The organism is Alistipes sp. HGB5 (assembly GCF_000183485.2).
Classification (GTDB): domain Bacteria; phylum Bacteroidota; class Bacteroidia; order Bacteroidales; family Rikenellaceae; genus Alistipes; species Alistipes finegoldii.
In genome coordinates this window covers 156753-179034 of the sequence record NZ_AENZ01000076.1, presented here as the reverse complement: position 1 = coordinate 179034, position 22282 = coordinate 156753, and the positions used below count along the sequence as shown (strand labels likewise).

Here is a 22282-nt window from a genome sequence, read left to right as displayed (position 1 = left end):
GCGGTTATTACTTCTTTTCCCCGGCGTATTTGAGCGCCGCTCCGACGAACGCCACGAACAGCGGCGAAGGCTTCAGCACCGTACTTTTGTATTCGGGATGATACTGCGTGCCGACGAACCACGGATGGTTCGCCACTTCGACCACCTCGACCAGCCCCGTATCGGGGTTGATGCCCACGGCCTGCATGCCGGCGGCTTCGAACTGCTCCAGATAGTCGTTGTTGAACTCGTAGCGGTGACGGTGACGCTCCGAAATATTGAGCTTGCCGTACGCCGCGGCGACTTTCGAACCCTTCTTCAGCGCACACGGATAGGCGCCCAGACGCATCGTGCCGCCCTTGGCCGTCACGCCCTTCTGCTCCTCCATCAGGTCGATGACCGGATGCGGCGTCGATTCCATTTCGCTCGAATTGGCGTCGGCGATGCCCAGCACGTTGCGGGCGAACTCGATCACGGCGCACTGCATGCCCAGACAGATGCCGAGGAACGGAATGTTGTTTTCGCGGGCATAACGCACGGCCACGATCTTGCCCTCGATGCCGCGGTTTCCGAAGCCCGGAGCCACCAGAATGCCCGACATCTTGCCCAGCTTCTCGGCCACGGTTTCGGGCGTGATCTTCTCTGAATTGACATAGCGCAGTTTCACCTTGCAGTCGTTCACGGCGCCCGCATGCACGAACGATTCGCAGATCGACTTGTAGGCGTCGGGCAGTTCGGTGTACTTGCCGACCAGCGCGATCTCGATCTTCTTCGAAGGGTGCTTGATCTTGTCTACCAGCGCGTTCCACGCGGTCATATCGGGTTCCTTGTCGGCGGGCAGGTCGAGTTTCTGGAGCACCACCTCGTCCAGATGCTGGTCGTGCATCTTCTGCGGCACTTCGTAGATCGTCGGTACGTCGATCGACTCCATCACGGCGTTGGCGTCCACGTTGCAGAACAGGGCCACCTTGCGGCGCAGGTTCACCGAAAGCGGATGCTCGGTGCGCAGCACGAGGATGTCGGGCTGCAAGCCGTTTTCGAGCAGCGCCTTCACCGAGTGCTGGGTGGGTTTGGTCTTCAGCTCGCCCGAAGCCGCCATGTAGGGGATCAGCGTCAGGTGCACCAGCGCCGTGTTCTTATAGCCCAGCGAGTAGCGCAGCTGGCGCACCGACTCGATGAACGGCAGCGACTCGATGTCGCCCACCGTACCGCCGATCTCGGTGATGATAACGTCGTAAACCTTCTTCTGCGCCAGCAGCTGGATGCGGCGCTTGATCTCGTCGGTGATATGGGGAATGACCTGCACGGTCTTGCCCAGATACTCGCCCTTGCGCTCCTTCTCGATGACGCTCTTGTAAATCCGGCCCGTCGTGACGTTGTTGGCCTTCGACGTGGGCTGGTTCGTAAAGCGTTCGTAGTGGCCCAGATCGAGGTCGGTCTCCGCGCCGTCCTCCGTCACATAGCATTCGCCGTGTTCGTAGGGATTCAGCGTTCCGGGATCGACGTTGATGTAGGGGTCGAGTTTCTGAATGGTCACCGAATAGCCGCGCGCCTGCAGAAGTCGGGCTATCGAGGCCGAAATAATACCCTTGCCGAGCGACGACGCAACGCCGCCCGTAACAAATATGTACTTGGGTTTGGAAAGTTTCATTACGTTTATTACTATTTATTTTCGTTGTTTTCGTGATTCTCCTCCTGCGCCTGACGGTCGATCAGCTTCACTTTCTCGATCGCGGCGGCCATATCCTCACGGGCGCGCTCGATCTTGGCCTTCACGTCGGCGATCAGCGACTCGGCGTTCTTCGACTTGGCGAAGAAACCGATATTGTTCTCCAGCAGGCCGATCTCCTGCTCCAACTGGCGCACCTTGCCGTAGAGCCGTTCGCGCTCCGAACGCAGGCGGCTGCCGCCCGCCGACTTGAACGACGACACCTTCTCGCGGAAACGGTTCATCGAACGGTCGCGCTCGGTGCCGCGCAGCGTGTTGAACAGCGCATCGACGGCGGCCTTGTACTTCTTCTGCACGGCGTCCTTCTGCTTGATGGGTACGAACCCGATCTCGCCCCAGCGGCGCTGGAAGTCGCGGATCACGTCGTAACCGCCCGTCTTGACATCGGCCGCGGCCATCTCTTCCAGCAGCGCGAGCTTCTTCTTCAGATTCTCCTCGTGCTCGCCGTCCACGCTGGCGAAATGCGCGCCCTTGCGCTCGAAGAATTTGTCGCACGCCGCGCGGAAACGCCGCCAGATCGCATCCGAATGCCGGCGCGACACGGCGCCGATCTCCTTCCAGCGGGCCTGCAGGGCGATCAGCTCGTCGGTCGCCTTCTTCCACTCCTCGCTGTTCATCAGCGACTCGGCGGCCTCGCATATTTCGGTCTTGAGCTGCAGATTATGCTCCATCTCGGCCTTCACGCCCGAATAGAACTGACGCTTGGCCTCGAAGAACCTGTCGCACGCCGTGCGGAAACGTTCATATATGCGGTTGTTGTCCTTCTTGGGCGCGAAGCCGATGGTCTTCCACGTCTTCTGAATCTCCAGCAGACGGTCGCTGGCCCGGTTCCACTCCTTGCGGGTGGTGAGCGGCTGCGCGGCCAGCTCCTCGGTGGCGGCGCAAAGCTCCGTCTTCAGTTCGAGGTTGCGGACCTGCTCGCCCTTCAGCGCCTCGAAGTGCTCCTGATGCTGTTTGTTGATCCGGCTCGACGCCGCCTTGAAACGCTCCCACAGCACCTCCTTGTATTCGTTGGCCACGGGACCCGTCTCGCGCCATTCGTCGTGCAGTTTCTGCAGTTTGTGGAACGCTTCGACCACCGAAGGCTCCAGCACGAGCGCCTCGGCCTGCTCGCACAGGGTCACCTTCTGCTCGTAATTCTTCTTCAGGTCCAGATCGCGCAGCTCCTTGTTGATCTTGATGAAGCTGTAGAAATTCTCGACGTGCAGGTTATAGGTCTCCCACAAATCCTTGACGTTCTGCAGGGGCACGATGCCGGTCTCCTTCCAGCGCTGCTGCAACTCGCGGAATTTGGTAAAGGTATGGTTGAGCGTCTCGTCCGAATTGACCAGCTCCTTCAGTTCTTCGATAATTCCCAGCTTGACCTGCAGGTTCTTCTCCTTCTCGGCTTCGAGATTGGCGATGAACTCGTCGCGGCGACGGCGGTACTCCTTGAACAGCTCCTTGAGCTGCACTTCGACCCCGTCCACTGCCGGCGCGAAATCCTCTTCGGCGCCGCCCTCCTCGATGAATTTGCGGCGTGCGGCTTCGACCTCGGCACGGCGGATGCGGTAGAAGGCGATCTTCAGCGCCTCCACATCCCGGCGGATCGACTGCACGGGCTGCTCTTCGAGCATGCGCGTGAATAAAGCCACCAGCTCCTCCTTGCCCCGGCCCGTGAATTTGTCTTCGGTATCGGCGGCGCTTCCCGCCATCTGCTCGGCCTCGGCCTCCTCGGCGGTCTCGCCCTCTAGTTCGAGTCCGGCGTCCTGCGCCGCCAGCGCGGCCTCCTCGTCCGCGAAATCCACCTGCACGTCGGACGCCGCAGCCTCCTCTTCCGTCTCAGTTACGACCGCTTCGGCCGCAGGCTTGATCCGGGCGCGCTTCGCACGCGCCGTCTCTTCTGCGGGAGCCGCTTCCGCAGCCGTTTCGGCGGCAGGAGCTTCGGCAACGACCTCTGCGGCGGGGACTTCAGCCGCAGGCATCTCCGCAGGCGCTCCCTCCCCGTCTGCAGGCGCATCTGCGGCAACCTCGCCGGCAGCAGGCGCATCTGCGGCAACCTCGCCGGCAGCAGGAGCTTCCGCAGCCGTTTCGGCGACGGTCTCTTCGGCCAGCGCTTCGCTTACGGGCGCCTCGGCGGCGGACGCTGCGGGTTCGCCCTGCGCGACAGCGGGCGTTTCGGGTTCTGCAATCGCAGCCGTTTCGGAATCAGGGACTTCGGGAGTCACTTCGGAAGTTGCCTTCTGCACATCTTCAGCAGCCTTGCTGACTTGCTCCTCAGGAGCAGGAAGAATCGGATTTTCAGTAGCCATCTCAATACACGTTTTTGAGTTCCATATATACGGAAGTATATAAATCTCGCAAATATAACCATTTTTCCCGTGCCGCCGAACGATTTCGCCGGAAATTTGCTAACTTCGCACAAGATATGCGCGGCACACGGCCAACCGGTCGCCGGTGCGCCGCCGAAAACGCATTGACCGAAATTATGAGCCACCGCATCCTGCTCGTCGACGACGAACCCGACATCCTCGAATTCGTGAAATACACCCTCGTCAAGGAGGGTTACGAGGTATTCACGGCCCAGAACGGAGCCGAAGCGCTGAAAGCCGCGGCGCAGCACCGCCCCCACCTGATCCTGCTGGACATGATGATGCCCGTGATGGACGGGGCGCAGACCTGCCGCGCCATCCGCGAGGACCCGCAGCTGCGCGACACGATGGTCGTCTTCCTCTCGGCCTTGGGCGAAGAGGAGCAGCAGCTGGCCGGCTTCGGCGTGGGGGCCGACGACTACCTGACCAAGCCGATCAAGATGAAACTGCTGGTCAGCCGCGTGCAGGCCATCCTCAAGCGCATCGACGCCGGAAAGGCCCCCGCTCCGGCGGAGGAGGGCGTCGCCATGGACCGCGAGCGCTACACCGTCACGCGCGACGGCCGCGAAATCAGCCTGCCCCGCAAGGAGTTCGCCCTCTTGGACCTGCTCTACTCGTCGCCGGGCAAACTCTTCTCGCGCGAAGAGATATATGCCCGGATCTGGGGTTCGGAGGTGGTCGTGGGCGACCGCACCATCGACGTGCACATCCGCAAGCTGCGCCAGAAGATCGGCGACGAAAAGATCGTCACCGTCAAGGGCGTGGGCTACAAATACGAACCGTAACGCCGGGCGACGCCCGGACCGCAAAGACATGGACAGAACCAGCAAATACCGCCGCATCGTCATCAAGGCTGGCAGCAACGTGCTGACCCGCGACGACGGACGCCCCGACACCACGCGCATTTCGTCCCTCGTGGACCAGATCGCCCGGCTGCACCGCGCCGGCATCGAGGTGATCCTCGTCTCGTCGGGCGCCGTGGCTTCGGGCCGCAGCGTCCTCGAACAGCGCACGGGCCGCATCGACACCGTATCGGCCCGCCAGCTCTTCTCGGCCGTAGGTCAGGTGAAGCTGCTGAACCGCTACTACGACCTCTTCAACGAATACGGCATCGTCTGCGGGCAGGTGCTCACCACCAAGGAGAGCCTCTCCACGCGGCGGCAGTATCTCAACCAGCGCAACTGCATGGAGGTCATGCTCGCCAACGGCGTGATCCCGATCGTCAACGAGAACGACACCATCTCGGTCACCGAGCTGATGTTCACCGACAACGACGAGCTTTCGGGACTCGTGGCGGCCATGATGCAGGCCGAAGCGCTGATTATCCTGAGCAACATCGACGGCATCTACGACGGCTCGCCCTCCGACCCCTCGTCGCAGGTGATCCGCCGCGTGAAACCCTCCGAAGACCTCTCGCGGTACATCGACCCGGCGCGCTCGTCGCGGGGCCGGGGCGGCATGGCGACCAAGAGCCGCATTTCGTCGCGCGTGGCCGGCGAGGGCATCGAAGTCATCATCGCCAACGGCCGCCGCGACAACATCCTGACCGCTCTGGCGCTGACCGGCGAGGAGGTGCTCTGCACCCGTTTCGAACCCGCCCCGCACACGGCGTCGGGCGTCAAAATGTGGATCGCCAGCAGCGAAGGCTTCGCCAAAGGCGTCCTGCGCATCGACGAAGGCGCCGCAGCGGCCGTCCGGGCCAGCAAGGCCGCCAGCATCCTCGCCGTGGGCGTCACGGCCGTCGAGGGCGATTTCGAACGCGACGATTTGGTGCGCATCCTCTCGCCCGACGGAACGCAGCTGGCCGTGGGCCGCATCTCGTGCGACAGCGAAACCGCACGCCGCAACATCGGGCGCAAAGGGCTGAAACCCCTCGTCCACTGCGATTACCTCTACCTCGAATAAGACGACTATGGAATACGAATCCCTGTTCAAAGCCGCCCGTCAGGCCGGAACGCTTCTGGCCGAGACCGAAACCGAACGACTCGGACGCACGCTGATGCACGCCGCACAACTGCTGCGCACGCATACGCCCCGCCTGCTCGAAGCCAACGCCCGCGACCTCGAAGCCATGGCCCCCGACTCGCCGCTGCGCGACCGTCTGCGGCTGACTCCGGAGCGCATCGCCGCCATCGCCGACGACATGGAAGCCGTCGCGCACCTGCCCTCGCCGCAGGGCGAAGAGCTGGAGCGGCGCACCCGCCCCAACGGAATGACCATCGTCAAACGGCGGGTTCCGTTCGGCGTGGTCGGCATGATCTGCGAAGCGCGGCCCAACGTCACGGCCGACATCTTCTCGCTCTGCATCAAAACGGGCAACGCCTGCGTGCTGAAGGGCGGCGGCGACGCCCGTCACTCCAACGAAGCCATCGCCGCCCTGCTGCACGAAGCCCTGCGCAGCGAAGGCATCGACGAACACGCCTTCACCCTGCTTCCTTCGGACCACGCCTCCGTCGGAGCGCTGCTGAACGCCGTGGGTTACGTCGACGTCGTCATTCCGCGCGGCGGCGCGGGCCTGATCCGCTTCGTGCGCGAAAACGCCCGCGTTCCGGTCATCGAAACCGGCGCCGGCATCGTCCACACCTACTTCGACCGCGACGGCGACCTCGCAAAAGGCCGCGCCGTAGTCTGCAACGCCAAAACCCGGCGCGTCAGCGTCTGCAACGCCCTCGACTGCCTCGTCATCCACCGCGACCGGCTCGCCGACCTGCCGGAGCTTTGCGCCCCGCTGGCCGCCGCCCGCGTCACGGTCTACGCCGACGCCGAGGCTTTCGCGGCCCTCGGCGGACACTACCCCGCCGACCTGCTGGAACACGCGTCCGAAGAGCATTTCGGCACGGAATTCCTCGACTACAAACTCGCCGTCAGGACCGTCGCATCGCCCGAAGAGGCCCTCGCGCACATCGCCCGCTACTCGTCGCGCCACAGCGAAGCCATCGTCACCGAGAACAAACAGACCGCCACGCAGTTCACACGCGCCGTGGACGCCGCCTGCGTCTACGTCAACGTCTCGACGGCCTTCACCGACGGCGGCCAGTTCGGCTTCGGCGCCGAGGTGGGAATCTCGACCCAGAAGCTCCACGCCCGCGGTCCGATGGGCCTTCCCGAACTGACGACCTACAAATACGTCGTCACGGGCGACGGGCAGATCCGGGAATCCTGAAGCCTTCCGCATCGGATTTACCCCGAAAAACAACAAAAAATATAACGATTCGTAATCATTTTTTCCGTAAATTTGCACATCCTTAAAATTAGATGTATATTTAACTTATGATTCGTGAACTTATGGCCGTGGGATTCGGCGGCGCGGCGGGCAGCATCGTCCGTTACCTGCTTTCGGGCGGGATCTTGGCCGGACAGACGCTGCTGGGATTTCCGGCGGGCACGTTCACGGTCAACGCCGCGGGTTCGCTGCTGATCGGCATCCTGCTGGAAGCCACCAGCTCCGAGACGCTGGGCTGGCTGCTCATCGTGGGATTCTGCGGAGGCTTCACCACCTTTTCGGCCTTTTCGGCCGACACGGTGCGCCTGCTGCGGGCCGGATGTTACAATGCGGCGGCGATTTATGTGGCGCTGAGCGTCGCGGTATGCATCGTTTTTGCAGCGCTCGGCATGTGGATCGGAACGACATTTAGGAATTAACTACATAGAAAGATAATGGTAATTTTGGTATTGAACTGCGGCAGCTCGTCGATCAAGTATCAGGTGATCGACATGGAAGCCGCATCGAGCACACTGCTCGCAAAAGGCATCGTGGAACGTATCGGCCTGCCGGAAGGCGACCTTATCCATAAACCCGTCGGCAAACAGCCTTTCGAGCTGCACCGTCCGATTCCCGACCACACGACGGGCATCAAACTCGTGCTCGACGCCCTCACCGACCCGGAGCACGGCGTCATCCGCTCGCTGGACGAGGTGAAAGCCGTCGGCCACCGCGTAGCCCACGGCGGCGAATTCTTCCCCGAAAGCTGCATCGTCACCGAGGAGGTCAAGAGCAAAATCCGCTCGCTGTTCGAGATCGCGCCGCTGCACAATCCCGCCAACCTCGAAGGCGTGCTTTCGATCGAGAAGGTGCTGCCGGGAACGCCGCAGGTCACGGTCTTCGACACGTCGTTCCACCAGACCATTCCGGCCGTCAATTTCATGTACGCGCTGCCCCACGCCTATTACGACAAATATCGCGTGCGCAAATACGGCTTCCACGGCACCAGCCACAAATACGTGGCGCAGACCGGCGCCAAACTCGCGGGACTGGACTTCGAGAATTCGAAGATCATCACCTGCCACATCGGCAACGGCGCTTCGGTGACGGCCGTGCTGAACGGCAAGTCGTTCGACACGTCGATGGGCTTCTCGCCCGTGGACGGACTGGTCATGGGCACCCGCTGCGGCAACGTCGATCCCAGCGCCGTCACCTTCATCGGCGAAAAGGAGGGCATGTCCTACGCCGAGCTGAACGAAATGATGAACAAGAAATCGGGCGTGCTGGGTCTTACCGACCTTTCGAGCGACATGCGCGACATCGACCTCGCCTACGACGAGGGTAATCCCCGCGCCATTCTGGCCCGCGACATGCACTACGGACGCATCCGCAAATTCGTCGGCGAATACGCAGCCGAAATGGGCGGCGTGGACATGATCGTCTTCACGGGCGGCGTCGGCGAGAATTCGTGCGAGATGCGCGAGAGCGTCTGCACGGGTCTCGAATTCATGGGCGTCGAATTCGACCGCGAGGCCAACAAGGGCGCCCGCGGCGTAAACAAAATCCTCTCTACTCCCGGTTCGCGCGTCAAAGTGGCCGTCATCGCCACCGACGAGGAGCTGGTCATCGCTACCGACACATACAATCTCGTAAAATAATTTTCAAAGCACATTTCCACAACTTATGATCCAACATCTTACTGAAATCGTCGAGGAGGCGAGAAAAAGAGGTAAAAAACGGCTGGCCGTGGCATACGGTCAGGATTCACATACGCTGGAGGCGGTGTACGAAGCCTACAAGGAGGGCCTCGTAGAGCCTACGCTTTACGGCGAAAAAAGCGTTATCGAGCAGGTCTGCGCCGAGAACGACATCGACATCAAGGCATTCAACATCGTCGATGAAACCAGCGACGTCAAGTGCGTGCAGCAGGCCGTCGCGGCCGTCGTTGCCGGCAATGCCGACGTGCTGATGAAGGGACTGGTCTCGACCGACAAATACATGCGCGGCATTCTCAACAAGGAAGCAGGACTGTTTCCCCCGAAAGGCGTGCTGAGCCACGTGTCGATCGTCGAGATGCCCTGCTACCACAAACTGCTCGTCATTTCGGACGTGGCGGTGATTCCGCTGCCCGACTTCAAGCAGAAAACCGTGCAGATCGGCTACCTCGCGCGCACGGCCAACCTGCTGGGCATCAAGACTCCGAAAATCGCCTGCATCGCTCCGTCGGAGCAGCTGCTTCCCAACGTCATCTCCTCGACCGAAGGCGCGCTACTGGCCAAAATGGGCGACCGCGGACAGCTGGGCGACGTCGTCGTAGACGGTCCCCTGTCTCTCGACGTGGCGCTCTACAAGGACGTTGCGGAACACAAGAAGGTCAAAGGCTCGTCCGTCGCGGGCGATCCCGACTGCCTGCTCTTCCCCAACCTCGAATCGGCCAACGTCTTCTTCAAGTCGGTCACGCACCTCTGCGGCGGCGAACTGGCAGCCATGGTCATGGGAACGAAAGTCCCCTGCGTGCTGACCTCGCGCGGCGACACCAGCAAGACCAAGCTCTACTCGATCGCGCTGGCCTGTCTGGCCGTGAAACAGTAAGGCAGCCTGAACCAACCCACCAACCTAACCCACCAACCTAATTAACCGGAACCGATTTATGGGCTTCAAAATTCTAGCGATAAATCCCGGCTCTACTTCAACGAAGGTCGCCCTCTACGACGAGGAGCGGCCTTTGTTGGATCTGACCCTGCGTCACTCGGCGGAACAGATCGCACACTACCCCAACATCATCGACCAGCTCGACTGGCGCCGTGACATGATCCTCACGGCATTGAAGGAACACGGCTTCGACATCATGTCCCTCGCTGCCGTAATCGGCCGCGGCGGCCTCATCAAACCCATTCCCGCCGGCGTGTACGAAGTGAACGACGCCATGCGCCGCGACCTGCAGCACGCCACGATGGAGCACGCCTCCAACCTCGGCGGTCTGCTGGCCGACGGAATCGCGGCGACCGCAGGCATCAAAGCCTACATCGCCGACCCCGTGGTCGTGGACGAAATGGACGACATAGCGCGCCTGAGCGGGCATCCCGACTGCCCGCGGCGTTCGATCTTCCACGCACTCAACCAGAAAGCCACGGCCCGCCTGCACTGCGACCGCATCGGCATCGTCTACGAGAAGGCGAACCTCGTGGTCGCCCACCTCGGCGGCGGCATCTCGGTCGCGGCCCACAAGCAGGGCCGCGTCGTCGACGTGAACAACGCCCTCGACGGCGACGGACCGTTCGCACCGGAGCGCGCCGGAACCCTTCCCGCCGGCGAACTGGTCGATCTCTGCTTTTCGGGCCGCTACACGCGGCACGACATCCAGCAGATGCTGGCCGGCAAAGGCGGTCTCGTGGCGCATCTGGGGACCAACTCCATGATACAGGTCATGGAGCGCATCGGTCAGGGCGACGAAAAAGCCCGCGTGGTGAAGGACGCCATGTGCTACGGTATCGTGAAGCAGATCGGCGCCATGGCCGCCGCCCTCGGCGGACGGGTTGACGCCGTCATCCTGACAGGCGGCATCGCCCACAACAAATCCGTCGTGGAGTACATTTCGGAATTCTGCTCGTTCATCGCCCCCATCGCGGTCTACCCCGGCGAGAACGAACTCGAATCGCTCGTCACCAACGCGCTGGTCGTCCTGCGGGGCGTCATCACCCCGAAGGTCTACGCCTGACGGCCGGGGAGGGTCTTCCACCCCGACAAAAAACCGCCGGTTACACCCCAAGGTATAACCGGCGGTTATTTTTACCGACGCTCCGTGAATCGGCCCCCGACGCAAGCAGCGCGAATCAACGGTGCAAAAACTGCTTCCGGACAATAGCCGCTACCTCGCGGAAGGCTTCGAGCCGGAACAGGGCCGACAGCAGGACATAAGAGACCGCACCGGCCGTCACTTCGGCCATCAGCCGCAGCAGGGCATGCTCCGGAATCGCGCGGGCCGTCAGCCGCACCGCGCCGTACATCGCGGCGGCCGCCAGCAGCGGAGGCAGCAGCGTCCGCACGAAACGCCCCGGCGACAACGACGTAAACTTGGTCGTGGCGAGGAAATTGACGGACATTTCGCAGAATGCGATCACCACGAGTCCCCATACCACGGCCTGCACGCTGATCGGAATCGTCACGGCGAACACCAGCGTCATAATCACCTTCTTGACGATCTCCAGCTTCACGATCAATGCACCGCCGCTCTTGACTTTCAATACGTTGTAGGCGATTATCGACATCGGATAGAAAAGTCCCACCAGACATACCGTCTCGAAATAGGGCACCGTAGGCATCCACTCCTCGCCCAGCAGGACGGCGAACATATCGTGCGCCACGGCCGACATGCCCAGCATGACCGGGAAAAGAACGTAGGAGACCACCATCACGACCTGCCGGTAGCTCTCGGCGAACTTCGGAGCGTCGTCCTTGATCTTGGCCAGCGCAGGGAAAGTGACGCTCTGCACGGCCTGCATCGCCGAAATCGTCGGCTGATCCTTGAGCTTGATCGCCTGATCGAACGAGCCGAGCGTATCGGCCGGATAGAGCCGTCCGAGGAAAAACTGCGGAATCTTATTGTAGAACGTCGAAATCAGGTCCGTGGCGATCAGGCTGAAACTGAAGGGAGCCATTTCGCGCAGCGGTCCGCGGCTGCACGCCCCGCAGGGCCGCCAGTCGCTCAGCCACCACAGCAGCAGAGTCCGCACCGCCGCCTGCAGCACGCGCTGGGCCACGATACACCAGATCCCGAACCCGGCGAGCGCGAGACCGATCGCCGCCAGTCCGCCCGCGAGCGACGAGGCGAAAGTCACCTTCGACAACAGCGCGAAACGGAACTTCCTGACGCAGATCGTATTCTGAATGGCGCACAGCGCCCCGATGGGCAGCTGCAGGAAAAACACGGGTGCGATCTGCGCGATCTGGGGCATGTCGTAGAACCGCGACGCCGGAAACGCCAGCGCCGTGAAAAGCGCGTACATCACCAGCGAAACCCCGATATTGAAGGCGAAAACCGATTTGTAATCGTCCGCCGAAGGGGCCGCCTTGCGGATCAGCGCCTGCGAAAAACCGCTGTCCACGAGCACCAGCGCCACGGCCACCACGGCCGTCGGAATCGCCATGACGCCGAGGATGTCGCGGGTCAGCAGGCGCAGGATAATAAGGCTCACGGCCATCTGGAGGAGCATCGTACCGATCTTCTCGGCCATGCTCCACGCCACGCCGCGGGCGACCTTATCCTTCAGCTCCCCTTTCAACGGCTAACACTTTTGCGCCGCAACGATCTCCTCGTTGCGCCGGCGGATGTTGTCCACATTGGCGATCTCGACATACGACGCACCTCCGTCGGGTCCGAAGCTGCCGCCCACGATGGCCAGCAGATCCTCGCCCTTGAGTTTGCGGTACTGATCGAGGAATTCGAGCGCATCGACCAAGAAATGATACTTGTCGTGCAGCTCCTGATTGCGCAGAATAGGCACCACGCCGTACGACAGCGCCAGAATACGCTGCGCGTGAAGTTGGTAGCAGACGGCCATCACGGTCTTCCGGCCGCGGAACGCAGCGAGATAACGGCCCGTACGGCCGGTCTTGGTGTCGAGGACCACGTATTTGATCGGCAGGTTTGTCGAAGCGCGCACCGCCGAGCGGGCCAGCTGGGCCGTGATCTCGTGGTTCACCGAGACCATGTCCATGTCGATCATCGGCTTGAAATGCGTTTCGTCGCGCTCGATCTCGCGGGCCACGCGGGCCATCGTCTCGACCGACTCCACGGGATAGTCGCCCATGGCGGTCTCGTCGCTCAGCATCACGGCGTCCACGCGCTCGTAAATGGCGCTCGCCACGTCGCTCACCTCGGCGCGCGTCGGACGCGGACTCTTGACCATCGAATAGAGCATCTGCGTGGCGATAATCACCGGGCGCTTCGCGCAAATGCACTTCTCGACGATGCGCCGCTGGGTGTTGGGAATCGCTTCGGCCGGAAGCTCCACGCCCAAGTCGCCGCGCGCCACCATAATGCCGTACGACGCCTCGATGATCTCGTCGATGTTGTCGAGTCCCTCCTGATTTTCGATCTTCGAAATGATCTTGATTTTGCTGCCGTGGGCATCGAGAATCTCCTGCACGGCCTTTATGTCCTTGGCGCTGCGCACGAACGAGTGTGCGATGAAATCGACGTCGTTCTTCACGGCCCACTCGATGAAGCGGCGGTCCTTCTCCGTCACCGAAGGCAGGTCGATCGACACCGCAGGCACGTTGACGCTCTTGCGCGAACGCATCGCGCCGCCCACGACGAACTCGCAGATCAGCTCCTCGTCGGTCTTCTCCACCACACGAATTTCCAGCTCGCCGTCGGCGATCAGCATGCGCGCCCCGACCGGAATGTCGCGCACAATGGTCGGCACGTTCATATAAACCACCTTGCGGGTGGTCATGTCGCTGCCGTCCGAACCCCGTACGGCGACGCGGTCGCCCACCCGGAAATTGATGCTGTTGCCGTATTCGTCGGCGATCGTCGTCACGCGGATTTCAGGCCCTTTGGTATCTATCATGATCGGAATGGCCGGATTCACTCGGTGTACGGTCTCGACGATATGCGTGGCTCCGTCCTCCGTCACGTGTGCCGAATTGACGCGCACGACGTCCATACCGGCATCGTAAAGGTTCTTCACGAACTCCTCGGTGCAGCGGAAGTCCGACATCGTCGCAACGATCTTGGTTTTTTTCATTCTGTACATAAACGTATGATGCTTATAATTTGAACATTATTGTGTGATCGACATATTCCGCGGCAGCCTTGAGCCGTCTCGGTAATTCCGGTCCGCCCCGACTCCCCTTCTCCGAGGAAACCCGCTGCCGCCTGCGCGGCAGAAGCGCCGGCCTCTCCCGCTCCGACAGGAAACGCTCCGGAATCCCCGAAAGCGGCAGCCCGCACCTGCTCCTATGCAAACGGCATGCAGCCGGAAGCGGCTTTCTACTTTTCGCCGCCAAGCAGCAGCGCTTCGACTCCCAACCGGTAGGAATCCAGCCCGAATCCCATGATCGAGCCTTTGGCCACGGGGGCCAGCAGCGAGACGTGGCGGAACTCCTCGCGCGCGAGGATCGACGAGATATGCACCTCGACGACGGGAACCGACACCGCCGACACCGCGTCGCGCAGCGCCACCGAGGTATGGGTATATCCCCCGGCGTTGAGCACCACACCGTCGTAAACGCCATCGGCCTGCTGTACGGCGTCGATCAACTCGCCTTCGATATTGGACTGGAAGTAGCCGAATCCGACGGCGGGATAGAGCGACCGGAGCCGTTCGAAGAAGGTTTCGAAGGTCTGCGTACCGTAAACTCCGGTGTCGCGCCGCCCCTGCAGATTGAGGTTCGGGCCGTTGAGAATCAATATTTTCATAGTTCCGACTGTTAGCCGCACACGGACTCCGCCCGCCGCGATTCGCAGACAAAGATAGTGATTTTAAAGAATTTTTTAATATCTTTGTTTAATATCACCCAATATAAAGCGACCGTAACGGCGCAATATACGTCAAACCGCCCGGAAAACCATGACCGAATTCGGATTCATCGACCGCATAAAAGACCTTTTCGCAACGCTCCCCGACAACGGGTTCGAAGGTATCGGCGACGACTGCGCCGTGCTGCCCGTCGGCGGCGGCGAATCGCTCGTCTTCACTACGGACATGCTCGCCGAAGGGGTGCATTTCCTGCGCACCGCCACCTCCGCACGGGGGCTGGGGCGCAAATCCCTCGCCGTAAACCTGAGCGACGTGGCCTCGATGGGCGCCCGTCCCATCGCCACCCTGCTGTCACTCTCGCTGCCCGACGATGCGACCGGAGCGTGGGCCGAAGAGTTCATGCAGGGTTACCGGGAGCTGTCCCAAGAATTCGGCGTAACGCTCGCCGGGGGCGACACCACCCGTTCGGCGGCAGGCATCACGATCAACGTCACCGCCATCGGCCGCGCCGCCGACACGCATATCAAACGCCGCAGCGGAGCGCGTCCCGGCGACGTGATTTTCACGGCGGGAGCGCTCGGAGCCTCCGGGGCGGGCCTGCGCGACATTCTCGCGGGCCGTTACGACACCCCCGCCGCTGCCATACACCGCAATCCCCGGCCGCAGGTCGCCGAAGGCCTCTGGCTCGGCCGGCGGCACGAAGTACATGCCATGATGGATATTTCGGACGGGCTGGCGTCGGACATCCGCCACATCATGGAGCGTTCAGGCGTCGGCGCCGCCATCGACACCGAGCGGATTCCGGCCGCCGCAGATGCGGACATCCGGACCGCCGCCTGCGCCGGCGAGGACTACGTCCTTCTGCTTACGGCCGAGTGCGCAGACGCGGAACGTCTCGCCGCCGACTTCCTCGCCCGGTTCGGCGCCCCGCTCCACCCCGTCGGCCGGATCACGGACGGCAGAGAGCTGGAGTGGTTCGAAAACGGAACGCTCCGCCCCCTCGACTGGCACGGCTTCACGCATTACTGACATTTCCGCAACCGCCGACGGGAAAATCGCCCCGGAAAACCAGCAAACCCAAAAACCGGCCAACCGCCCCGACAAAAAATACTCCCCGAACGAATCGGCAACCGTACGAACCGGCCACCAAAAGCCGGCGGCGGAGAATCGGCGACCGAACAAACCGGCAACCAAACCGACCGGGAATCGCACCGACCGCCCGGCCAAACAAACCGCCCGGCATATCACCTCTCAGCCAACGTTTCGCCCTTCGACAACATTTCGTCCCTCAGCAGGCCGCAACAAAAAAAACGGCACCCGAACAAACCCCTCCCCATCGCACCGCCCGGCATATCACCTCTCGGCAGGCATATCGTCCCTCGGCAGCCATATCGCCCCTCGGCAGCCATAACAAAAAACAGCGGCCCGAAGGCCGCCGCATTTCACTGACTCCGGGAGCCGCCTCCCGGCATAAGACTTATTCCTTGATAATATAGACGTGTTCGCCCCTCCGCTGCATGTGGTAATTTTCGCGGGCGTACTCCTCCAGATAATCGTCATACTGCAACCGCTCCAGCAGCGTGCTGTCCTGCTCGATCTTCGTCCGGTAATACTCCTTCTCGCGGGTCATCGCATTGATCTGACGCTTGATTTTCACGGCATGCAGCGAATTGCGCCCCACCACGAACAGCGTGACGACGACAATGACCGCCGTGGCGGCGATCCAGAACTTCCGGCCCACCTCGAAACTCATCAGGGTATGTGCATGTATTTATGCGTCTGTATGGAGATATTCCACTTCGGATGCGCCTTGGCGTACTCGACCATCGCGGGCATCACCCGTTCGGCGACGCTCCATTCGGGCTGCAGGTAGAGCATGCACTCCGGCCGCACCCGTGCGGCGTTCCGCTCGGCCCATTCGAAGTCGCTTTCGCTCTCGACGATCACCTTCAGCTCGTGCGCCCGCTCCAGCGCTTCGTCCAGCGGAGGCTGCTGCCGTTTGGGCGACAGACATACCCAGTCGAAGTAACCGCTGAAAGGGTGCGTCCCCGAAGTCTCCAGAAAGATCTGCAACCCCTTCTCGTGCAGGGTTTCGGTCAATACGCCCAACGGATAGAGCAGCGGCTCGCCGCCCGTAATGACGATCGCCTGCGCCGGACATGCCAGCGCGCGGTCGATGACCGTCCGCACGTCGGTCGGCGGATAGAGTTTCGGATTCCACGTATACTTGGCGTCGCACCAGCGGCACCCCACGTCGCACCCGCCCAAACGGATAAAATAGGCGGGTTTCCCCGCATGGAAACCTTCGCCCTGAATGGTATAGAAATCCTCGACGAGGGGCAGCAGGCGTCCTCCGTCCAGCAGTTCGGTATCTGTGGTGAAAGCCATTATTCGGTGACCACGTAAATATCTTTCAGACTGCGGCCCAGCTGGTCGTAATCCAGTCCGTAGCCAACGATGAATTCATTGCCGATCTCCATCGCGCGGTACTTGATCGGAATCTGCTTGCGGTAGGACCCCGGTTTGAAAAAGAGCGTGCAGACTTCGAGACTCGCGGGTTTCTGCGCCTTGAGGTCGCAAATCATGTACTCGATGCTCTCGCCCGTATCGACGATATCCTCGACCACGATCACGTGGCGGCCTTCGATGCTGCCGTTCAGCCCGATCAGGCTCTTGACGCAGCCCGACGAACAGGTTCCCTCGTACGAGGCCAGCTTCACGAACGACAGCTCGTTGTTGAACTCGATTTTCTTGATCAGATCGCTCATGAACATGAACGAACCGTTCAATACGCCGACGAACAGCGGCGTCTCCTTGTCGCCGTAATCCTCGTTTATGCGCTGGGCAACAGCCGACACAGCCTCGTCGATTTTCTCGGCGGGAATCATGATTTTGAACTTTCTGTCGTGAAGTTTTATGATATCCTTCATTTCGAATCCGGGTTTTTATTGTTATTTTTGCAAAATTAATTAATTGCACGCAAGAAACGAACGTTTCAACCGAAAATAATCGCAAAAACATGAAACTTTCCGAATGGTTCAAAGCCCGGTCCGGGCAGGAGCTGATGATGATCGCCGTCGTGGCGATGCTGCTCGTCATGATCGCCACGCGCTGGGCCTACATCTCCCGCACGGCCAAAGAGGCGATCCGCCAGCGGTTCGTGCCGCCCGCCGAACAGGCCGACAGCCTGCAGGCGAAATAAGAAAGGGAAGTTGCCGAAGCAACTTCCCTTTTTCGTGTCCAGAGCGGCGGCGTAACCTTCCCCGCCATGCTCCCGGCGACTGTTTTCTTCCCGACAGCCGCTACCGGTTCGGCACTTACACCAGCCCCGAAAATCCCATGAAGGCCATGGCGAGGATACCGGCCGTAATCAGCGCGATGGGCACCCCCTTGAAGGCTTTGGGAACGTCCTCGAAATCGAGACGCTCGCGGATACCGGCGAAGAGCACCAGCGCGAGGGCGAAGCCCAGCGCCGTAGCCACCGAATAGGTGACGCTCTGCAGCAGGTTAAACTCCTTCTGGATCATCAGGATCGCCACGCCCAGCACGGCGCAGTTGGTCGTGATGAGGGGCAGGAAGATACCCAGCGCCTGATAGAGCGAGGGAGAAAGTTTCTTCAGCATGATCTCGACCATCTGCACCAACGCCGCGATCACGAGAATGAAGACGATGGTCTGCATGTAGACGATGTCCAGCGGGACGAGCACATAGGTCTGGATCAGCCATGCCACCACGGCGGCGATCGCCATGACGAACGTTACGGCAGCCCCCATGCCCATCGAGGTCTCGACTTTCGACGACACGCCCAAGAAGGGGCAGATGCCGAGGAACTGCGCCAGCACGACGTTGTTTACGAAGATGGCGCCGATGATGATTGCAAAATAGGAAAGCTCCATAACTATTTCTTGGCTAATTTATTAAACAAAACCATGAGGTATCCCAGCACGAGGAACGCGCCCGGTGCGAGTACGAAGATCAGCGGCATGAAATCCGCCGTACCGAGGCTGACGCCGAAAATCGCGCCGCTGCCCAGTATTTCGCGCACGGCGCCCACGGCCGTCAGGGCCAGCGTAAAGCCCAGACCGATGCCCACGCCGTCGAGGATCGAATCCAGCGGCGAGTTCTTCGAAGCGAACGCCTCGGCGCGGCCGAGGATGATGCAGTTCACCACGATCAGCGGGATAAATACGCCCAGCGAAGCGTACAACGCCGGCACGTATGCCTGCATCAGCATCTGGATAACGGTCACGAACGAAGCGATCACGACGATGAACGCCGGGATGCGGACCTTGTCCGGAATGATGTTCTTGATGAGCGAGATCACCAGATTCGACATGATCAGCACGGCCATCGTCGCCAGTCCCATGCCCATGCCGTTTTCGGCCGAGGTCGTCGTACCCAGCGTGGGGCACATGCCCAGCACCAGCACGAACGTCGGGTTGTTTTTGACGATGCCGCTTACGATGATATTCAGCTTATTCATTTTGTCCTCCTTCCTGAGCCTCAGGCCCGCTGGTTTGTTCCTCCGCCGTATCTCCGGCCGCGGAAGTCGCGCCGGACGACACGTCGGTCGGGGTTGACCCCGTCGCAACGCTCTTGTAAGCCATCCATGCACGGTTGATCGCATCCACATAGGCGCGCGACGAAATGGTCGCCGCCGTCAGCGCATCGACGTCGCCGCCGTCCTTGGCGACGGCCAGTTTGCCGTTCACGAGCTTCTTCTCTTCGAGTTTCTGCCCCTTGACGCTGCGCAGCAGCACGTTGTCGGCGTCGGCCATCTTGGTTCCCAGTCCGGGCGTCTCCGCCTGCTTCAGGACATTGACGTTGATCACCTCGCCGTCGGGCGTGAAGCCCACCATCATGTTGATCGCGCCGCCGAAACCGTTCTTGGTCATCGACTCCACGGCATATCCGGCCAGCTGGCCGCCCTTGGTCGCGGTGTAGACCGTGATCGGCATCTCGTCGATGGTCAGCGTCTCGGCCGCCGTCTCATCGAACGCCGGGAGCACGCCGTTCAGCGCGGCGGTTTTGGCCGCCTGCTCGGCCTGAGCGATCGGTTCCGCCGTGATCATGTTCACGGCGCCCACCCCGGCCGAAGCGACGAGGGTGATGCCGAAGAGCACGGCCGTCATATTCAAAAGTGTACTTTTCATATCTGCGTCACTCCTATTTTACGCCGAAGCGCTTGGGTTTGACATATTTGTTGATCAGCGGCACCACGGCGTTCATGATCAGGATCGCGAACGACATGCCTTCGGGATAGGCGCCCCAGAGACGGATACACATCGTAATCGCGCCGATGCCGACGCCGAAGATCACGCCACCCCGGACGGTCATCGGCGAGGTCGAATAGTCCGTCGCCATGAAGATCGCACCCAGCAGCGCGCCGCCGGCCAACACATGGAACAACGGGAACTGCCACAGCACCGGACCGGCCGACAGTCCGCCATTCGCCGCCGCGACGACAAACGCGAACAGCGCCATCGTGCCGAGGATCGTCACGGGAATCTGCCACGTGATGACGCGCCGCCACAGCAGGTAGACAAAGCCGCAGATCAATGCCAGTGCAGCCACCTCGCCCAGCGAACCCGGCATGTTGCCCAACAGCAGTTCCTGCACGCCGAGCACGTCGGCGGCGGCGCCGTGCTTCACGGCCGCCAGCGGCGTCGCGCCCGACAGCGCGTCGAACGAGCCGTTCACCGGTACGGGGAACGAAGTCATCTGCACCGGATAGGCGATCAGCAGGAACACACGGCCCACCAGCGCGGGGTTAAACGGATTCTTGCCCAGTCCGCCGAAGGTCATCTTAGCGATGGCGATGGCGACGAAAGCGCCGATCAGCACGATCCACCAAGGAATCGACGCGGGCAGGTTGAAGGCCAGCAACACGCCGGTCACCACCGCCGACCAGTTGCCGATGGTCGAAGCGCCGCGGACCAGAAACTTCTGAATCAGATATTCGAACAGTACGCAGGCCGCGACCGAAAGCGCCGTGACACGCAGTACGTCCACTCCGAACACCACGGCCGAGACCGCCAGCGCAGGCATCAGCGCGATCACGACGTCGCGCATGATCCGGGCCGTAGACTGCGAGGTCTGTACGTGCGGTGCGGGAGCAACTACAAGTTTGTTTGCCATAAATATTTGGTATTTTTTACGTTCGGAGATTTACTTCTTGGGAGCCGCGGCGCGCGCACGGATAATTCCCATCACGGTCTGCTTGCCCAGACGCACCCAGTCCAGCAGCGGCAGGTACGAGGGACACGAAGCCTGACAGCAACCGCACTCGATACACGAGGTGATCATCTGCTCTTCGAGCGCGTCCCAGCCCTTCTTCTGCGTCATTTTCGAGAGGTAATAGGGTTCGAGCCCCATCGGGCAGGCGGCCACGCACTTGGCGCACTTGATGCACTGCGAAGCCTCGCGGCGCACGGCGTCGCGGCCGCTCATCACCGTAATGCCCGAACACCCCTTGGTCACGGGCGAATCGAGGTTGACCATCGCCCGGCCCATCATCGGACCGCCGTTGATCACCTTACCCGCATCGGCGGGAAGCCCTCCGGCCGCTTCGAGCAATGCCGAAATCGGCGTGCCCATGCGGGTCAGCAGGTTCTTCGGCTCCTTCACGCCCTTGCCCGTGACGGTCACCACGCGCTCAATGAGCGGCTTGTTCTTCTGCACGGCCTGATAGACGGCATAGGTCGTCGAAGCGTTGCACACCACGGCGCCCACGTCGATCGGAAGCGCGGGCGGAGGCGGCACCTCGCGCCCCGTCACGGCGGCGATCAGCTGTTTCTCACCGCCCTGCGGATATTTCACCTTGAGGGGCACCACTTCGATCCCCTTATACCCTTCGGCCAGTTTGCGCAGGTGCGCTATGGCGTCGGGTTTGTTGTTTTCGATGCCGATGTAAGCCTTCTCCACGGCGATCGCCTTCATCAGGATCGTCACGCCCACGAGCAGTTCCTCGCCGTGTTCGAGCATCGTACGGTGGTCGGAGGTCAGGTAAGGCTCGCACTCCACGCCGTTGATAATCAAGGCTTCGGCCTTTCTTCCGGGAGGAACCGAGAGTTTCACATGCGTGGGGAACGTCGCACCGCCCATACCGACGATACCGGCGTCCTTGATCCGGGCGATGATCTCCGCGGACGAAAGCGCGCACTCGCGGACGAGCGTCTCCGAACGGTCGATGCCTTCGGCCCACTCGTCGCCCTCGCGTTTGATCGTAATCATCACCTGACGCAGCCCCTGACCGTTGGGAACGGCATCGACAGCCGTCACCGTTCCCGAAATCGGGGAGTGGATATTGGCCGACATAAAGCTTGACGCCTCTGCGATGAGCTGTCCCGTCAGCACCTTGTCGCCCTTGGCGACCTTGGCCGCGGCGGGCGCGCCGATATGCTGTGCGAGGGGAATCGCCACCGCATCGGGCAGCGGAAGCACCTCGATCGGTTTGGCGCCGCTCAGTTTATTTTCCGACGGATGGACTCCGCCTATTGGAAATGTCTTCATATCTTAATTTCTCTGTTTTTTC

The 22282-nt window shown here is 61.4% G+C and carries 22 protein-coding genes; 9 read left to right on the top strand and 13 right to left on the bottom strand.

Features of this window, described 5'->3' with window-relative positions; genetic code table 11:
* Positions 1 to 7: 7 nt before the first annotated feature.
* Complete coding sequence (locus HMPREF9720_RS13390) at positions 8 to 1630, bottom strand: CTP synthase (RefSeq protein ID WP_009598820.1); 1623 nt, start codon at positions 1628 to 1630, stop codon at positions 8 to 10.
* A gap of 11 nt (positions 1631 to 1641) precedes the next feature.
* A complete protein-coding gene (locus HMPREF9720_RS13385; protein WP_009598825.1) occupies positions 1642 to 3999 on the bottom strand; it encodes a DUF349 domain-containing protein in 2358 nt (785 codons plus the stop codon).
* Positions 4000 to 4175: 176 nt separating this feature from the next.
* Between HMPREF9720_RS13385 and HMPREF9720_RS13380 the strand changes: the two genes are divergently transcribed.
* From HMPREF9720_RS13380 to buk, 7 genes are all read left to right on the top strand, one after another.
* Positions 4176 to 4844, top strand: coding sequence for a response regulator transcription factor (locus HMPREF9720_RS13380; RefSeq protein WP_022043753.1), 669 nt, complete (start codon positions 4176 to 4178; stop codon positions 4842 to 4844).
* Positions 4845 to 4872: 28 nt separating this feature from the next.
* Positions 4873 to 5964 carry a glutamate 5-kinase gene (gene proB, locus HMPREF9720_RS13375; protein WP_009598772.1) on the top strand — a complete coding sequence of 364 codons (1092 nt, stop codon included), beginning with the start codon at positions 4873 to 4875 and terminating at the stop codon, positions 5962 to 5964.
* 7 nt (positions 5965 to 5971) lie between these two features.
* On the top strand, positions 5972 to 7222 hold the full coding sequence (locus HMPREF9720_RS13370) for a glutamate-5-semialdehyde dehydrogenase (RefSeq protein ID WP_009598872.1): 1251 nt from the start codon (positions 5972 to 5974) through the stop codon (positions 7220 to 7222).
* Between the two features lie 107 nt (positions 7223 to 7329).
* Positions 7330 to 7701, top strand: a complete 372-nt coding sequence (crcB, locus tag HMPREF9720_RS13365; RefSeq protein ID WP_009598871.1) for a fluoride efflux transporter CrcB — start codon at positions 7330 to 7332, stop codon at positions 7699 to 7701.
* Positions 7702 to 7716: 15 nt separating this feature from the next.
* Positions 7717 to 8919: an acetate/propionate family kinase gene (locus HMPREF9720_RS13360; protein WP_009598918.1), complete on the top strand. Its 1203-nt coding sequence runs from the start codon at positions 7717 to 7719 to the stop codon at positions 8917 to 8919.
* 25 nt (positions 8920 to 8944) lie between these two features.
* Complete coding sequence (locus HMPREF9720_RS13355; protein ID WP_009598838.1) at positions 8945 to 9853, top strand: phosphate acyltransferase; 909 nt, start codon at positions 8945 to 8947, stop codon at positions 9851 to 9853.
* A gap of 58 nt (positions 9854 to 9911) precedes the next feature.
* Positions 9912 to 10979 (top strand): butyrate kinase, encoded by a 1068-nt coding sequence (gene buk / locus HMPREF9720_RS13350; RefSeq protein WP_009598780.1) that lies wholly within the window; start codon positions 9912 to 9914, stop codon positions 10977 to 10979.
* A gap of 115 nt (positions 10980 to 11094) precedes the next feature.
* On the opposite strand, the gene HMPREF9720_RS13345 is transcribed toward buk, so the two are convergent.
* The 3 genes from HMPREF9720_RS13345 to aroQ form a co-directional block, all read right to left on the bottom strand.
* Positions 11095 to 12543, bottom strand: coding sequence for a lipopolysaccharide biosynthesis protein (locus tag HMPREF9720_RS13345; RefSeq protein WP_009598906.1), 1449 nt, complete (start codon positions 12541 to 12543; stop codon positions 11095 to 11097).
* Positions 12544 to 12546: 3 nt separating this feature from the next.
* Complete coding sequence (pyk, locus tag HMPREF9720_RS13340) at positions 12547 to 14022, bottom strand: pyruvate kinase (RefSeq protein ID WP_009598842.1); 1476 nt, start codon at positions 14020 to 14022, stop codon at positions 12547 to 12549.
* A gap of 236 nt (positions 14023 to 14258) precedes the next feature.
* Positions 14259 to 14687: a type II 3-dehydroquinate dehydratase gene (aroQ, locus tag HMPREF9720_RS13335; RefSeq protein WP_009598850.1), complete on the bottom strand. Its 429-nt coding sequence runs from the start codon at positions 14685 to 14687 to the stop codon at positions 14259 to 14261.
* Positions 14688 to 14838: 151 nt separating this feature from the next.
* On the opposite strand from aroQ, the gene thiL reads away from it, so the two are divergent.
* On the top strand, positions 14839 to 15777 hold the full coding sequence (gene thiL / locus HMPREF9720_RS13330) for a thiamine-phosphate kinase (RefSeq protein ID WP_009598785.1): 939 nt from the start codon (positions 14839 to 14841) through the stop codon (positions 15775 to 15777).
* A gap of 448 nt (positions 15778 to 16225) precedes the next feature.
* Here thiL and HMPREF9720_RS13325 read toward each other — a convergent pair whose 3' ends face one another.
* From HMPREF9720_RS13325 to hpt, 3 genes are read right to left on the bottom strand one after another with little or no spacing between them, the layout of a single operon-like run.
* Entirely contained in the window at positions 16226 to 16501 is a 276-nt protein-coding gene (locus HMPREF9720_RS13325) for an FtsB family cell division protein (protein WP_009598852.1), read from the bottom strand.
* On the bottom strand, positions 16501 to 17136 hold the full coding sequence (locus HMPREF9720_RS13320) for a 7-carboxy-7-deazaguanine synthase QueE (RefSeq protein ID WP_009598834.1): 636 nt from the start codon (positions 17134 to 17136) through the stop codon (positions 16501 to 16503). Before HMPREF9720_RS13320 ends, HMPREF9720_RS13325 begins: the two co-directional genes overlap by 1 nt.
* Positions 17136 to 17678 (bottom strand): hypoxanthine phosphoribosyltransferase, encoded by a 543-nt coding sequence (hpt, locus tag HMPREF9720_RS13315; protein ID WP_009598865.1) that lies wholly within the window; start codon positions 17676 to 17678, stop codon positions 17136 to 17138. Before hpt ends, HMPREF9720_RS13320 begins: the two co-directional genes overlap by 1 nt.
* 89 nt (positions 17679 to 17767) lie before the next feature.
* On the opposite strand from hpt, the gene HMPREF9720_RS13310 reads away from it, so the two are divergent.
* Positions 17768 to 17950, top strand: coding sequence for a hypothetical protein (locus HMPREF9720_RS13310; protein ID WP_022043759.1), 183 nt, complete (start codon positions 17768 to 17770; stop codon positions 17948 to 17950).
* A gap of 115 nt (positions 17951 to 18065) precedes the next feature.
* On the opposite strand, the gene rsxA is transcribed toward HMPREF9720_RS13310, so the two are convergent.
* From rsxA to rsxC, 5 genes are read right to left on the bottom strand one after another with little or no spacing between them, the layout of a single operon-like run.
* On the bottom strand, positions 18066 to 18644 hold the full coding sequence (gene rsxA, locus HMPREF9720_RS13305; RefSeq protein ID WP_009598921.1) for an electron transport complex subunit RsxA: 579 nt from the start codon (positions 18642 to 18644) through the stop codon (positions 18066 to 18068).
* A 2-nt stretch (positions 18645 to 18646) separates the two neighbouring features.
* Positions 18647 to 19231, bottom strand: coding sequence for an RnfABCDGE type electron transport complex subunit E (locus HMPREF9720_RS13300; RefSeq protein ID WP_009598807.1), 585 nt, complete (start codon positions 19229 to 19231; stop codon positions 18647 to 18649).
* Positions 19224 to 19901, bottom strand: a complete 678-nt coding sequence (locus HMPREF9720_RS13295) for an RnfABCDGE type electron transport complex subunit G (RefSeq protein ID WP_009598832.1) — start codon at positions 19899 to 19901, stop codon at positions 19224 to 19226. The genes HMPREF9720_RS13300 and HMPREF9720_RS13295 overlap by 8 nt, the downstream gene beginning before the upstream one ends.
* Before the next feature lie 13 nt (positions 19902 to 19914).
* The gene (locus tag HMPREF9720_RS13290) at positions 19915 to 20886 is read right to left on the bottom strand and encodes an RnfABCDGE type electron transport complex subunit D (RefSeq protein WP_009598914.1); all 972 of its coding nucleotides are present in this window, start codon (positions 20884 to 20886) and stop codon (positions 19915 to 19917) included.
* A 30-nt stretch (positions 20887 to 20916) separates the two neighbouring features.
* Positions 20917 to 22260 (bottom strand): electron transport complex subunit RsxC, encoded by a 1344-nt coding sequence (gene rsxC / locus HMPREF9720_RS13285; RefSeq protein WP_009598806.1) that lies wholly within the window; start codon positions 22258 to 22260, stop codon positions 20917 to 20919.
* Between the last annotated feature and the right edge of the window lie 22 nt (positions 22261 to 22282).

What these genes read in the sequence shown, in the direction of transcription:
- HMPREF9720_RS13390 (WP_009598820.1), bottom strand. Translation starts at nt 1,630, where the DNA reads ATGAAACTTTCCAAACCCAAGTACATATTTGTTACGGGCGGCGTTGCG.
- HMPREF9720_RS13310 (WP_022043759.1), top strand. Translation starts at nt 17,768, where the DNA reads ATGAAACTTTCCGAATGGTTCAAAGCCCGGTCCGGGCAGGAGCTGATG.
- HMPREF9720_RS13360 (WP_009598918.1), top strand. Translation starts at nt 7,717, where the DNA reads ATGGTAATTTTGGTATTGAACTGCGGCAGCTCGTCGATCAAGTATCAG.
- HMPREF9720_RS13380 (WP_022043753.1), top strand. Translation starts at nt 4,176, where the DNA reads ATGAGCCACCGCATCCTGCTCGTCGACGACGAACCCGACATCCTCGAA.
- HMPREF9720_RS13370 (WP_009598872.1), top strand. Translation starts at nt 5,972, where the DNA reads ATGGAATACGAATCCCTGTTCAAAGCCGCCCGTCAGGCCGGAACGCTT.
- hpt (WP_009598865.1), bottom strand. Translation starts at nt 17,678, where the DNA reads ATGAAGGATATCATAAAACTTCACGACAGAAAGTTCAAAATCATGATT.
- thiL (WP_009598785.1), top strand. Translation starts at nt 14,839, where the DNA reads ATGACCGAATTCGGATTCATCGACCGCATAAAAGACCTTTTCGCAACG.
- HMPREF9720_RS13385 (WP_009598825.1), bottom strand. Translation starts at nt 3,999, where the DNA reads ATGGCTACTGAAAATCCGATTCTTCCTGCTCCTGAGGAGCAAGTCAGC.
- buk (WP_009598780.1), top strand. Translation starts at nt 9,912, where the DNA reads ATGGGCTTCAAAATTCTAGCGATAAATCCCGGCTCTACTTCAACGAAG.
- pyk (WP_009598842.1), bottom strand. Translation starts at nt 14,022, where the DNA reads ATGTACAGAATGAAAAAAACCAAGATCGTTGCGACGATGTCGGACTTC.
- HMPREF9720_RS13300 (WP_009598807.1), bottom strand. Translation starts at nt 19,231, where the DNA reads ATGAATAAGCTGAATATCATCGTAAGCGGCATCGTCAAAAACAACCCG.
- rsxC (WP_009598806.1), bottom strand. Translation starts at nt 22,260, where the DNA reads ATGAAGACATTTCCAATAGGCGGAGTCCATCCGTCGGAAAATAAACTG.
- proB (WP_009598772.1), top strand. Translation starts at nt 4,873, where the DNA reads ATGGACAGAACCAGCAAATACCGCCGCATCGTCATCAAGGCTGGCAGC.
- rsxA (WP_009598921.1), bottom strand. Translation starts at nt 18,644, where the DNA reads ATGGAGCTTTCCTATTTTGCAATCATCATCGGCGCCATCTTCGTAAAC.
- HMPREF9720_RS13290 (WP_009598914.1), bottom strand. Translation starts at nt 20,886, where the DNA reads ATGGCAAACAAACTTGTAGTTGCTCCCGCACCGCACGTACAGACCTCG.
- HMPREF9720_RS13325 (WP_009598852.1), bottom strand. Translation starts at nt 16,501, where the DNA reads ATGAGTTTCGAGGTGGGCCGGAAGTTCTGGATCGCCGCCACGGCGGTC.
- HMPREF9720_RS13355 (WP_009598838.1), top strand. Translation starts at nt 8,945, where the DNA reads ATGATCCAACATCTTACTGAAATCGTCGAGGAGGCGAGAAAAAGAGGT.
- crcB (WP_009598871.1), top strand. Translation starts at nt 7,330, where the DNA reads ATGATTCGTGAACTTATGGCCGTGGGATTCGGCGGCGCGGCGGGCAGC.
- HMPREF9720_RS13295 (WP_009598832.1), bottom strand. Translation starts at nt 19,901, where the DNA reads ATGAAAAGTACACTTTTGAATATGACGGCCGTGCTCTTCGGCATCACC.
- aroQ (WP_009598850.1), bottom strand. Translation starts at nt 14,687, where the DNA reads ATGAAAATATTGATTCTCAACGGCCCGAACCTCAATCTGCAGGGGCGG.
- HMPREF9720_RS13320 (WP_009598834.1), bottom strand. Translation starts at nt 17,136, where the DNA reads ATGGCTTTCACCACAGATACCGAACTGCTGGACGGAGGACGCCTGCTG.